Annotated in this window: 8 protein-coding genes and 1 pseudogene; 6 read left to right on the top strand and 3 right to left on the bottom strand. The window is 44.6% G+C overall.

Annotated features, from left to right (window positions below):
- Positions 1-180, top strand: a 180-nt coding sequence (locus D0T60_RS18635; protein WP_203558289.1) for a hypothetical protein, incomplete at its 5' end; no start/stop codon positions are given.
- A gap of 249 nt (positions 181-429) precedes the next feature.
- Here D0T60_RS18635 and D0T60_RS05765 read toward each other — a convergent pair.
- A complete protein-coding gene (locus tag D0T60_RS05765; protein ID WP_163217203.1) occupies positions 430-3645 on the bottom strand; it encodes a glycoside hydrolase family 2 TIM barrel-domain containing protein in 3216 nt (1071 codons plus the stop codon).
- A gap of 591 nt (positions 3646-4236) precedes the next feature.
- Between D0T60_RS05765 and D0T60_RS05760 the strand changes: the two genes are divergently transcribed.
- The 3 genes from D0T60_RS05760 (at position 4237) to D0T60_RS05750 (ending at position 9633) form a co-directional block, all read left to right on the top strand.
- Positions 4237-4803 carry a hypothetical protein gene (locus tag D0T60_RS05760; protein ID WP_163217202.1) on the top strand — a complete coding sequence of 189 codons (567 nt, stop codon included), beginning with the start codon at positions 4237-4239 and terminating at the stop codon, positions 4801-4803.
- Between the two features lie 130 nt (positions 4804-4933).
- Positions 4934-8176: a glycosyl hydrolase gene (locus D0T60_RS05755; RefSeq protein ID WP_163217201.1), complete on the top strand. Its 3243-nt coding sequence runs from the start codon at positions 4934-4936 to the stop codon at positions 8174-8176.
- 23 nt (positions 8177-8199) lie between these two features.
- Positions 8200-9633, top strand: coding sequence for a sialate O-acetylesterase (locus tag D0T60_RS05750; RefSeq protein ID WP_239059498.1), 1434 nt, complete (start codon positions 8200-8202; stop codon positions 9631-9633).
- Here D0T60_RS05750 and D0T60_RS05745 read toward each other — a convergent pair.
- Positions 9614-10321 (bottom strand): SUMF1/EgtB/PvdO family nonheme iron enzyme, encoded by a 708-nt coding sequence (locus D0T60_RS05745; RefSeq protein ID WP_163217200.1) that lies wholly within the window; start codon positions 10319-10321, stop codon positions 9614-9616. The two genes, D0T60_RS05750 and D0T60_RS05745, sit on opposite strands and share 20 nt — an antisense overlap.
- A 109-nt stretch (positions 10322-10430) precedes the next feature.
- Between D0T60_RS05745 and D0T60_RS18780 the strand changes: the two genes are divergently transcribed.
- Both D0T60_RS18780 and D0T60_RS05735 read left to right on the top strand, forming a co-directional pair.
- Positions 10431-11468, top strand: coding sequence for a hypothetical protein (locus D0T60_RS18780; RefSeq protein ID WP_370524391.1), 1038 nt, complete (start codon positions 10431-10433; stop codon positions 11466-11468).
- Between the two features lie 269 nt (positions 11469-11737).
- A complete protein-coding gene (locus tag D0T60_RS05735; RefSeq protein WP_163217199.1) occupies positions 11738-13144 on the top strand; it encodes a glycoside hydrolase family 28 protein in 1407 nt (468 codons plus the stop codon).
- Here the strand turns inward: D0T60_RS05735 and D0T60_RS18775 are convergent.
- A pseudogene (locus D0T60_RS18775) lies at positions 13122-13364 on the bottom strand (DUF6493 family protein). The gene D0T60_RS05735 and the pseudogene D0T60_RS18775 overlap by 23 nt on opposite strands.
- Between the last annotated feature and the right edge of the window lie 152 nt (positions 13365-13516).

Below are 13516 nucleotides of genomic sequence, written 5' to 3'. Positions count from 1 at the left end.
CGAAAAAAGGCAATAACCCTTAACTTGATGGTATGGAGCGACAAGCTTATGCAAATATTGAAAATTCAACTGTTGAGATTATTGAGTGGATGCCCTGTTGCCCAAGGAGGAATTTCCTCCTTCCATGATTTTGTTTTTTGCATTTTTGCCAGCACGCCAGCACGATTCGCTTGTATCTAATTGATATTTAATCAGTTAAAGCGTGCTGGCAACCCGTGCTGGCAGCGTGACGGCAAATTTGCCAGCACGCCCACAAAAAGTTAATAAATCAAACAGCTACACCATAAAGTTATTTGATTGCTATTGGCAAACGAATAGTTTCAAACCACCAAACAAGTTGTTTGCCAGTAGCAAACAACTTGTTTTATACCTTGAAACAAAAAGTCTCATTATTCAAAATCGAATGAAAACAACGTAAAAGAGTAATTCTTACTTACTAATTAGCCTCACATGCAAAATGTGGGGCTTCTTTTTTAGGGCATATTTCTTCAATACACCGGGCCCACAACTACTATTTCCCAACCCTAATACGGCTGCATCCAAACTTAATATGACTTCTTGACGTGGTTTCAGATAGCAATCATGAGATGCCGCGTAAAGATCTTGTGCGGTATAATGCAAAGCAGAAGCAGAGAACGGCCTGCCGATGGCCTCCACCTTTAGCCCCTTTCCTTTGGCATTTGTCAATGTTAAGTAACGAACTTCTTCTTTATTTCCACTGTCTTGAGGGCGCGGATAATGCGTGTATTGCTCGCTTACCTTTCCTCTCCACAAGCCTACATCAGCCGATGTTTTACGATCGGGATAGTTTTCCTGAGGTCCACGGCCATACCAACTAAACAAATTGTAATCGGAAGGTATGCAGAAAGCAATCCCCAGGCGAGGAAGCTCGGGAAGTTCTCCTTGCGGAGTGAAGGTAACTTTCATATCAATGGCACCTGCCTCGGTAATGATATATTGATACTGCGTTTTGATGCTTCCACTTTTATATTGATTCATTTTGGTTATCTTTACCTCTACCGATCTGTCTGATAGTTTCTGATAAGTCAGGGAATCAATAGTACTGATATGGAGCGTATCCATTTTATGCAGTTTCCAGTCTTTAGCGAGCCAGTTTCCGAAACTCTTGTCATTGTCGGTAGGAGCACGGAAAGCCTGTGTCCACGGCTGAGTAGGAAGATCGGAAGGAGTAGCCAACATAGATCTGCCATCGAAAGTCAGCGAAGTTATATCACCTGTTGCTTTATCCCATGCTATATCGAAAGTACGATTACTTACCTTTAATCTGCTTGCTGTTTCCTCTACATCCAAGCGAATTTTATATGCATTATACTCTTCGGAGAGTTTGCCTTCCTGCAAGCAGAATTGTTCCCAGGCTACTTCATGACCTTGTTTTGCCCAAAGTTGATGATTACGCAATGTCAATACCACCCGCAAACGCACATCGGTACCCGATGGAAATCCTCCCCACATAGGCAAGGTAGCAGTTGCAGTTTCGCCGGGAGCAGCATCGCGCAAAGCTATTTCGGCACTTCGCATGGGTTTACCATCTATTGATAACTGATAAGTACAACGATATTGTGCCAAACCAGTATGATGATTACGATTGGTAATGCGCAATTCCCTTCCGTTAAGCTGAATATCGGCAGGAGCATATACCTTCTTAACCTCCAGATACTTAGGAGTAATTTCTCTTTCGGACATTACTATACCATTAAAACAGAAAGCTTTCAGGTTAGGAACATCACCGAAATCACCACCGTATGCAATCATCGTACTACCATCTTCCAGTTTCTTATACAATCCCTGATCAGCCCAATCCCAGATAAAACCTCCGAGCATCCGATTGTTGCTGTAAATCTCATCCCAATATTCTTTGAAGTTACCTAATGCATTCCCCATAGAATGAGCATACTCGCTGGTCATCACGGGGCGATTATCATTGGTGCGTTGGGCAATACTCAGCAGTCGTTCCCAACGGGCATTTTCGGCACGCTCTTCATCGGCTCCCTCCACAATTCCGGGGTTCAGGTATTCTTGCTGCACACGGGTATAAAAGCGACTGATTACATCGACTGTATAAGGATCGGGGGAACCATTTACCCCTTGTGCCCCTTCGTAATGAATAGGCCGGGTTGGATCAAAATCTTTCAGCCAGGCCGAGATGGCGGCAAAGTTAGGGCCATATCCACTTTCATTCCCCATGCTCCACATCACGATGGAAGGATAGTTCTTATCGCGTTCGGCCATACGTACGGCTCTATCCATAAAGGCGGCATGCCAGTCGGGGGTACTTGCCAAAGTACCACGTAAACCATGTTCTTCGATATCGGCCTCATCCATCACGTAAAGTCCTAAACTATCGCATAGCTCATACCAACGGGTCACATTAGGATAGTGACTGGTACGCACAGCATTGATATTGGCTTGCTTCATTAACAAAATGTCCTGCAACATGCGTTTTTCTGTTACCACACGTGCAGTAGCGGGATCATGTTCATGGCGGTTAACCCCACGAAAACGGATAGGCTTACCATTAATAAGTACTTGTCCGTTTTTTACCTCTACGGCACGGAAGCCGATGCGTTGCTTAACCTGTTCCACTACCACCCCTGTGCTGTCTTCAAGAGATAGGGTAAGAGTGTACAACTCGGGGGTTTCGGCAGTCCATTTACGAGGTGCCGGCACCTGTGCCGTAAGGCGTCCCATCTTACGAGGGCCTCGCTGGGGATACCAGGTATTCATATTAGCAGCCTTATGGTTAAGGTCAAGAATTGGTTCGGCATCAGATTCTATATGGATACCTTCCATTACAGCGCGTATTTTATACTTTTCGCCCTTTTCGCCGTTATACACGCTTAGTTGCGGGTCGATCTGCAAAGTAAAATCCTGATAATTATTATCGGGGATAGTACGAATCATGAAATCACGAATACGAATATCAGGAGTATGAAACAAGGAGATACTGCGATGAATGCCACCAAAACGCCAGAAGTCCTGATCTTCAAGGTAAGAACCGTCAGAATAGCGATATACTTCCAACGCAATCTGATTCTCTCCTGTTTTTATATAAGGAGTGATATTAAATTCGCTCGGCTCCATGCTTCCCTGGCTGTAACCTACCTGCTCGCCGTTTATCCAAACATAGAAAGCGCTCATCACTCCTTCAAAACGAACAAAAGTTTGTCCACTTTGTTTCCATTCGTCAGGAAGCGTAAAATTACGTCTATATTGCCCTACGGGGTTACGTTCCTTGTAGGTGGTGTAGGTAGGTTTGGGCTCTTTCATCACATAAGGAGGATCAATTTTAAACGGATACCCTGCTGATACATAGATAGGTGTACCATATCCATTCACCTCCCAGTTGGCAGGAACAGGGAAGTTTACCCAATTGCTGTCATCAAACCCGGGGCGATAGAAATCTTTCATCCGTTCTTCGGGAGTAGCCGTCCATCGAAAACGCCAGGTACCATCCAGATTGATGCTACGGTCGCCCTCTTTTTTATGGAAAGGGGTAAAAGCTGCGCGAGCCGGTTCCCGGTTTATTTGTAGTACGTGGTGGTTTTCCCAGTCGTGAGAGAAAGGTTGAGCAAGCGTTATTATCGTCCAAAAGAATAAGTAAATAAGGAGGATGGATTTCTTCATACTATATGTGGTTTCTTGGTTAGACGGACAAAGATAGAAAATGTACTGGATTGCAAAAAACTTACTTGCGTTAACTTAGAAGTAAATGCTTGCAACTTAATTAAAATAAGTAGATGTTCAGAATTAGTTTATATCATTACCCCCTCCGCCCTTTGGGCACCTCCCCCTTGCAGGGGAGGAATTCCTGCGGCATCAACTCCTCCCCTGCAAGGGCAAGGCTGTTAAGTTCTAATTCTCTCTTTATCAATTGCCGTCTGCTTTAGCTGACGGACTATGAAATCTTTATGCAACCAGGGCTTTAGCCAAACAAATCATTTGGCTAAAGCCAAGAAAAAGAAAGAAATGCTATGAACCGTCAGCTAAAGCAGACGGCAATTGATAGAACTTAACAGCCCTCCCCTGCAAGGGGGAGGTGCCCAAAGGGCGGAGGGGGACTTTCTCATACTATGAATTAATTTTGAATACCTACTTATAAATTGGGTTGCTTTTCAGATATTTACTACTTTTGAAAATCAGACAAGAAATAGTGTGTTACTCCAAAGTGCATATTATTTCCAAATTCAGGCATGATTGGTATAAATGATTTTACAAATGATAAACGGAAAAACAATTAATATATTATTGATAATTTTATTTTGCTTTTTGATTATTTATGTTGTGATTGCAACAATCAGAGTAAGTAACAGGCTGATATTATATACTGATACGATAGAAAAATATGAAGCAGGAAACTCTGGCAGCTCAGGTTCGCGATTTGATAATATTGAACTAACTGATAAAAAATATTATTTGTATCGAAGTTATTATGTAGTTCCAACTGTTTTAGTAGCAATCGAAAGAAGGAAGTTTAAAAATCATGAGGGAGAAAAGATATCGTACTTTGTCGACCCAAATCAGATGAAGCAAGCAAGTAGGTATTCTAAACACCTTGACTACACACCGATAGCAGGCGAAATAAATGGGGAAAACAAAAAGAACTGTTGGTATTGGTTCAGTGTGTGCGCTTATGTTGTTAAACATGGGGGCCTTTCTATATCTTTTGTTCCTATATTGGGCTTGTTTGGTATCGTAATCGGATTTAAGCCGAAAACCAATTTCGAACTAATATTTCATCTTTCTGTAATGTTTTGTATCATTATTTGGTGTTTCGTGCCTTAATCTGAGTAAAAGGCACTGATAAGCCTATTTTTAACCCCAGTTTTATTGTCGCGTTTCAAGCCCTTTTTTGAGTACAATTCCTCCCCTCCCCCGTCCTTTCCCTATATAACCGATTGTTTTTACTATAATCATGAATATCAAACCCCGTATCATTCTCTCTCTACTCATAAGCCTGTTCTTTCTACAAAATACGCTGGCGCAACCCACTTTACAGCAGCGGTTTCAAACCCCTTCCGAAGAAGCCAAGCCGTGGACAATCTGGCATTGGATGTACGGCGCCCTCTCTAAAGAAGCACTGACAGCCGACTTGGAAACCATGAAGGAAGTCGGACTGGGTGGAGCTTTCCTGCTCGCCATCAAATCGCCTGAATTATGGCCACACTACCCCGGAGCTGTTAAGCAACTTACTCCCGAATGGTGGAGCATGGTACACCACAGTATGAAGGAAGCCGACCGCCTCGGGTTGAAACTTGGCATGCATATTTGTGATGGCTTCGCATTGGCAGGGGGACCGTGGATTACCCCCAAAGAATCTATGCAGAAAATAGTCTGGACAGACACCATCATCTCCGGTGGAAAGATCAATGAGTTAATGTTGAAGCAGCCGGAAAGTTTTCAGGGATACTACGAAGATATAGCACTTTATGCCTGGCCTGTTTCTTCGGAAAAGGCGAAAGAATATGCACCCAAAGCCCTGCCGCAAATAACCGTCTCTGCCGAGGTAGATACAACGGGGGGATTTTTCAGGGTCAACGCTACCAATATTACAAACCCTAACTCGGATGGTACCTGGATTCAATACGAATATCCGGAGCCTTATACCTTCCGCCATGTAGAGATTGTAAAGGTGAACAACAACTACCAGGCACAGCGACTAAAAGTAATGGCCAGCGACGACGGAGTAAATTTCCGTTTGGTTAAGCAACTCATTCCTGCCCGTCAGGGGTGGCAGAACTACGATTTTAACGATACACACGCCATCCCTCCCACTACGGCGCGTTACTTCCGTTTCTACTGGAATCCGACAGGCTCCGAAGCAGGTAGCGAAGACATGAACGATGCCAAGTGGAAACCCAACCTCAAAATTAAAGATATCTATTTGCATAGCGAACCCCGTGTGCACCACTGGGAAGCAAAAGCAGGCTTTGTGTGGCGAGTAGCTAACCGTACACCTGAAAGCGAGATAAGTGTTGCCGACTGCCTGCCCAAAGAAAACATTATTAACTTAACAAGTGCTTTGAAAGATGGTGTACTCACCACTCAACTACCCAAAGGAACCTGGAAACTTTTGCGCATGGGACATACCTCTACCGGACATACCAATGCCACCGGAGGAGCAGGTAAGGGACTCGAATGTGATAAATTCAGCAAAGCCACCGTCAGAAAACAACTCGACAACTGGTTGGGGGCTACTTTCCGGCAAACAGACCCAACCTTAGCCCGCCGGGTATTGAAGTCCATCTTTGTAGATAGTTGGGAGTGTGGAAGCCAAAACTGGAGCGATAACTTCGCCGCGGAGTTTAAAGCCCGTCGCGGTTACGACCTGATGCCCTATCTGCCTCTGCTAACAGGTATGCCTATAGACAACATCGAAACCTCAGAAAATATACTGCACGACGTTCGTACCACCATGGCGGAACTGGTAGTGGATGTATTCTATACCGAACTGGCCGCCTTTGCCAAAGAATACGATTGCGAAATCTCTGCCGAGAACGTATCGCCAACCATGATCAGCGACGGCATGGCACACTTCCAAAAAGTAGATCGCCCGATGGGAGAATTCTGGTTTAGAAGTCCCACCCACGATAAAACCAACGATATGCTCGATGCCATCTGTGGCGCACATATCTATGGCAAAAACATCATTCAAGCCGAAGCATTTACGCAGATACGTGGCAACTGGGACGAACACCCCGGATTGATGAAAGCCATGTTAGACCGCAACTATGCACTGGGTATCAACAAGATGGTATTCCATGTATTTGTACACAACCCCTATTTAGACCGGAAGCCGGGCATGACTCTGGATGGCATCGGCATCTTCTTCCAACGCGATCAAACCTGGTGGAAGCACGGAGCGAAAGCGTTTGTCGATTACGTAACCCGTACACAAGCATTGTTGCAATACGGTCGCCCGGTAGTTGACATTGCTGTTTTCACCGGCGAAGAAATGCCTCGCCGTGCCATTCTTCCGGAACGATTGGTTCCTTCCTTACCCGGCATATTCGGAGCGGAACGAGTAAAAAGCGAAGCGAAGCGACTGGCAAACGAGGGTACTCCTTTAAGAACCGTTGCCGGGGTAACCCATTCTGCTAATATGGCCGATCCGGAGAAGTGGATAAATCCATTGCGGGGGTATGCGTATGACTCCTTCAATAAAGATGCACTGCTTCGTCTGGCTAAAGTAGAAAACGGACGGATCGTTCTGCCCGGTGGTGCTTCTTACAAGGTATTTGTATTACCTACGGCTCGTCCGATGAATCCGGATAATCGTCCTTTATCGCCCGAGGTGCAAACCAAGGTAGAAGAGTTACGCAAAGGAGGCGTTGCCATTCCGGAGATACCATATCCGGCAGATGATTTCTCTATGTATCAATTAGATCGGGATGTCATTGTACCCGAAAACATTGCCTGGACGCACCGCAGCGGAGAGGAAGCCGAGATTTACTTTATAGCCAACCAAGCAGAAGAAACCGTCTCTTTTGAAGCATCCCTGCGCTATGCCGGGAATCCGGAACTTTGGAATCCGATAACCGGAGAAATAACCCGCCCCCTGCACACCGAAATCAAGGAGAGCCGAACCATCGTGCCTTTAAAGTTAGCTGCCAATGAGTCTGTATTTATCGTTTTCCATCGAAACGGTTCATCCATAGCGGAAGCCCCTCGGGAAACTAAAATGGTAGCCCTTCCTTTGGAGGTTAAAGAATGGAGCGTATCATTCCCTGCCCTCGATAACCTGACGCTGACTAAGGATCATCTCTTTGATTGGAGCAAGGAAGAAGACGAGAAAATAAAATATTACTCCGGCACAGCCGTATATAAAACCTCTTTCAAGTGGAACGGTAAACGCAAAGGTCGCATTTACTTATCTTTAGGAGAAGTGGCCAACATAGCCAATGTACGTATTAATGGCATAGACTGCGGCACTGCCTGGACTGCCCCCTATCAGGTTGAAATAACAAATGCGCTCAAGAAAGGCAATAACTTGTTCGAGATAGAAGTAGAGAATACCTGGGCCAATGCCTTAAACGGCATGGATAAAGGAAAAGCCCCTTACGATGGTATATGGACAAACGCCAAATACCGATTGAAAGAGGATAAATTGCTTCCCGCAGGGCTGTTAGGGCCACTTGAAATGCGAATGGAGATGTAGAAACCCCAATAAATTATCAAAATATGAAGAAACTAACATCTTTCTTACTATCAACCATCATCTCCTTGTCTTCCCTCGCCGAAGTCAAACTTCCCGCTTTCTTCTCCGATGGCATGGTGATGCAACAACAAACCAACGCCAACCTTTGGGGCACAGCCACCCCGAAGAAGAAAGTAACCGTCATCACCGGATGGAACAGTCAGCAATACACCACTACCGCCGATGCCTCCGGTAACTGGAAATTATCTGTTACCACTCCCACTGCCGGAGGGCCTTACGAGATAACATTCAACGATGGCAAGCAAACCACCCTAAAGAACATCCTTATCGGCGAACTATGGATCTGCTCCGGACAAAGCAATATGGAGATGCCCATGAAAGGTTTCAAGAACCAACCCATCGAAAACGCAAACATGGATGTATTGAAAAGCAAGAACCCCAATCTTCGCCTATTCACCGTGAAACGTGCTTCCAAGCTCGAACCCCAAACCGATGTGACAGGAGAATGGTACGAGGCCACCCCCGCCAGCGTTTACGAGTTTAGTGCTACCGCCTACTACTTCGGCAAATTGGTGCAAGAAACGTTAGACGTTCCCGTGGGACTCATCTGCACCGCCTGGGGAGGTTCCGCCGCCGAAGCCTGGATGACGGAGGAGTGGTTGAAACCCTTCCCCGGTAAGAAGATACCTCGCACCGAAGCCGACATCACTTCCAAGAACCGGACTCCCACCGTATTATATAATGGTATGCTTCATCCACTTATTGGCCTCAGCATGCGTGGAGTTATCTGGTATCAGGGCGAAGATAACTACGACCGCGCCCATACCTACGCCGATATGTTCGCTACATTGATTAACGGCTGGCGTTCCGAATGGAAACAGGGAGATTTTCCTTTTTACTATTGCCAGATTGCCCCGTATGATTATGGTATCATCACCGAACCCGGCAAGGAAGTTATCAACTCTGCTTACTTGCGCGAAGCACAGGCACAAGTAGAACACCGCGTACCCAATAGTGGAATGGCCGTGCTACTGGATGCCGGTACGAGAACAGGTATCCACCCCAAAAACAAGCGTACCCCCGGCGAACGCCTTGCCCTTCTGGCTTTAAACAAAACATACCATATAGAAGGTATTTCCGGAGATAGTCCTTATTATAAATCGATGGAGATAAAAGGTGATACGGCTATCATCTCCTTTGAACGCTCCCCCATGTGGGTTAACGCACCGGACGGAGAATCAAAGAACTTCAAAATAGCCGGAGAAGATAAGGTATTCCATCCCGCCAAAGCCTGGATAGTACGTAGTAAAGTACACGTAAAGAGCGAACACGTAAAGAAACCCGTTGCCGTTCGCTACGGATTCGAAAACTATGTAGATGGTGATTTGTTTGGAGGAAATGGATTGCCGGTGTCATCGTTTAGGACGGATTACACCTTTACTCCATTACAATTCTAAATCCGTAGTTTGCTCCGGCATTCTCCGGTTCTGCCGAGAAGCGGGCAGCCGAACGGCAATCAGTTGCCGGACTATCAAAAGCACCACCCCGGAGTACCCGTTTATCTGTGGAAGTTCCATACCAGTCGAGGCACCATTCCCAGACATTTCCCATCATATCGCAAAGACCGTAAGGATTATAATATTTACCGCCCACAGGCTTGGTTCCTATGCCATTGCCCGGGGCGGTATTGTTGTTTTGGATATACCAAGCATATTTATCCAAAGATGTAATAGATAAGTCTATATAATAAGGCGTTTTTGTACCTGCTCTACAGGCATATTCCCACTGAGCTTCGGAGGGCAGACTCCCTCCATGCCACCTGGCAAAAGCATCGGCACCTTGCCAACTGATACCGGAAACGGGATGGTTTTCGCCCCCGTCATGCACGTTCCAGGTATATTCGTTGTTTGCATAGGTACAGTTTAGAAACGGATGTGGCATACTTATCAGCCTCTTTCCGTTATACTCTCCCGTAGCAGGTACCTTCATCGCCGTAAGAAAACTGGCATATTGTGCATTAGTAATGGGGTAACGACTGATACGGAAATCACTTACTTCAACACTATATTGATCTTCATCGGCACGACGATCGGGATCGGAATCGGGACTACCCATCAGGAAACTACCACCGGATATATGTACCATTTCAATAGCGGTAGGGGTGATGGAAATATTCTCCCAATCCGAGATGGTTACACCGGCAAACCGAAGCCCGGTACTATCCAGAATAAAGATAAAAGTATAATCCTTGCCTGTGGCAAGAGGTAACGTTACCTTGCCTGCCTTGAACCCAGGAGAAAGAGGGACGGCCCGAATGGATCTGCCTGCCGATTTCTTTCAGGGAGATCTATTGGAACTTGAAGGATTTGATAAGTTTGGAAGGTCTATTTGTACCTGGACGTGGCCCGTTAAATACGCCAATGAATACTTCCAAACCCAGCAACCTGAAACTGCCTCCCAAACTTCTGCCACTATACAGAATGAAGTGGAAAGAATAACATTAACAGCTAATCATATTTCCGTATCCTTTCATAAAGAGGACGGTTCTCTGATGGAAGTGAAACGCGACGGACAAGTTATTCCGCTAACCAACGGCCCACTTCCTGTCGGAATGAAGGCAAAATATAAAAACGGGTATACCCTTACAGAAGGGAATGATGCCGTTTTCATCGCCAAATATACAGGTGCCATAGATTCCATCACATGGCGAATGACTGGAGAGGGTCTACTGGGTATGACTGCCGTTTTGTTAAATCGCGGTTCGGGAGGAGGATTTGGAGAGGATTTCTTTGATGAGAAGGTTTATAACTTCGGATTTTCTTTCTCTTTCCCCGAAAAAGAAGTAAAAGCCATGCGCTGGATGGGACGCGGCCCTTATCGTGTATGGAAAAACCGAATAAAAGGCACCAACTACAACATCTGGGAGAAGGAGCATAACAACACAGTTACAAGCGAAAGTTTTGAAAGTCTGATCTATCCCGAGTTTAAAGGATATCATGCCAATCTATATTGGGCTACTCTGGAATCAGAGCATGTTCCCTTTACTGTATATTCCGAAAGCGATGGATTATTCTTTCGGGTATTCACCCCTGAAGAGCCTGTTATGAGAAGAAACGGAGAAAACTCCATGCATAAATTCCCCGAAGGGGATATATCATTTCTGTATGATATACCTGCGATGCGTTCTTTCAAGCTAATTTCGGAACATGGACCAAAGAGCCAACCAAGTAGCATACGCATTAAGCAAGGAGATGAAGGTATACACATGAAACTGTGGTTTGACTTTCGATAATATAAAAACAATATAAATCTTATATGATTATCTGCATCATTCCACCATGTCGTTCTGCCTATTTTATATCAATTGCCGTCAGTTTTAACTGACGGACAAAAGCCATTTCATGTTTCTCTTGGCTTTAGCCGAATATTTATTATCATTTGGCTAAAGCCGAAGGTAATCATCAAAGCTTATTCTATCCGTCGGTTAAAACCGACGGCAATTGATATAGACATCTGATATGGTTAATGATGACGGATAACCCTAAAATCTTATTCCACTATATGACAACATTAAAAGCATTCTCTACTGCATTCATTTTTTTAAGTTGTGTCGCTTTTCAAGCGATAAAGGCTCAAAATTCTGATCCTTGGTTAACCATGAACCAAGTGATGAGTAAAATTACCTCTCCAACCTTTAAAGATAAAGATTTCATTATTACCGATTATGGAGCCGTTGGCGATGGAATTACTGATTGCAGCAAGGCCATCAAAAAAGCAATTAAAGCTTGTAACAAATCAGGAGGCGGACGAGTGATTGTCCCTGCTGGCAAGTACTGCACAGGCCCCATATATATCAAAAGTAACGTAAATCTTCATCTACACAAAGAAGCTGTTCTGCTGTTTTCAACCCATCCAAATGATTATCTGCCTCTGGTGCAAACCCGTTGGGAAGGCATCGACGTTATGAATTATTCTCCTTTAATATATGCCTTTAACGAGCGAAATATTGCAGTAACAGGCGAAGGTACCTTAGACGGACAAGCCGCCAAAGATAACTGGTGGCCATGGAAAGGGAGAAAGTCGTACGGATGGAAAGAAGGTACTCCCAACCAAACCGATCCCGATAAAAGAGCTACGTTATTTGAAATGGCCGAAAAAGATATCCCTGTATCCAAAAGGAAGTTTGGCAACGGTTATTATCTGCGTCCTCAATTTATTCAACCTTATCAATGTACCAACGTATTGCTACAAGGAGTTACAGTTGTTCGATCTCCGATGTGGGTGGTTCATCCTGTACTATGCAACAACGTCAGTATAATCGGAGTGAAAGTGATGAGTGATGGTCCCAACACAGACGGTTGCGACCCGGAATCGTGCAAGGATGTATTAATTAAAGATTGCTATTTCGATACGGGTGATGATTGCATCGCTCTCAAATCGGGACGGAACCGAGATGGAAGAAGAATCAATATCCCTTGCGAAAATGTCATCATCCAAAACTGCACCACCAGAAACGGACATGCAGGAATCGCTATTGGTAGTGAGATTTCAGGAGGAGTTAAAAATGTATTTATTGAGAATTGCAAAATCTCCAAACCCATGTGGGGAATACGCATTAAAACCAGTTCTATGAGGGGCGGAGTGACTGAAAACATCTATATGCGTAATATCGAAATGGATAAGATTGGGAATGAAGCAATCATTTTCACCATGCTTTATGAAGACAAAGGTCCTCATATACCCACCATCAAAGACGTATATCTGGAGAATATAGTCGTTGAAAATGGGGGCAAAGGAGGTATCTTTATAGAGGCTTACTCGGAGTCTCCCATCAAAAACATTCACTTTAAAGATGTCATTATCAAGAATACTCAAAAGCCACTTAAACTGACAAACACCAAAGAGGTTACTTTTACTAACACCTTTATTGATGGGGAAAAGCTTCTTATCTCTCCGAAACTTCCTTAATCACCTTCTTTAAACTTCCCTCCGTGCCCCAACTTCTCCAATGGGGCACACCCGATATATTCGGGCGACTTTGGGTAAGTGCCAGCAATTCATTATAAAGCTCCAACAGTTTCTTTAGGTTCTTGATGGGCTTTTCGGGCAGTTGTTACATAAGGGCTTCGAGCATAACTACCAACGACTGGTTGTGCTTATGGCTTACACCAATCATATAAGTCGACATACAATCTGCAAGGCGTTTGAGAGGAAAGGCTTCCATAGCTTCTATTTTTCCCAAAGCGGTTCAGAGAAGAGAGAGTACAGTTTAATTAATAAGTAGATGTTCATAATTAGTTGTATGAATTAATTTTGAATACCGACTTATCAATATTGCCC

This window comes from Bacteroides sp. 224 (assembly GCF_010500995.1).
GTDB lineage: Bacteria > Bacteroidota > Bacteroidia > Bacteroidales > Bacteroidaceae > Bacteroides.
This window is presented reverse-complemented; position numbering and strand designations above follow the sequence as displayed.

What these genes read in the sequence shown, in the direction of transcription:
- D0T60_RS05765 (WP_163217203.1), bottom strand. Translation starts at nt 3,645, where the DNA reads ATGAAGAAATCCATCCTCCTTATTTACTTATTCTTTTGGACGATAATA.
- D0T60_RS05760 (WP_163217202.1), top strand. Translation starts at nt 4,237, where the DNA reads ATGATAAACGGAAAAACAATTAATATATTATTGATAATTTTATTTTGC.
- D0T60_RS05755 (WP_163217201.1), top strand. Translation starts at nt 4,934, where the DNA reads ATGAATATCAAACCCCGTATCATTCTCTCTCTACTCATAAGCCTGTTC.
- D0T60_RS05750 (WP_239059498.1), top strand. Translation starts at nt 8,200, where the DNA reads ATGAAGAAACTAACATCTTTCTTACTATCAACCATCATCTCCTTGTCT.
- D0T60_RS05745 (WP_163217200.1), bottom strand. Translation starts at nt 10,321, where the DNA reads ATGGTACATATATCCGGTGGTAGTTTCCTGATGGGTAGTCCCGATTCC.
- D0T60_RS05735 (WP_163217199.1), top strand. Translation starts at nt 11,738, where the DNA reads ATGACAACATTAAAAGCATTCTCTACTGCATTCATTTTTTTAAGTTGT.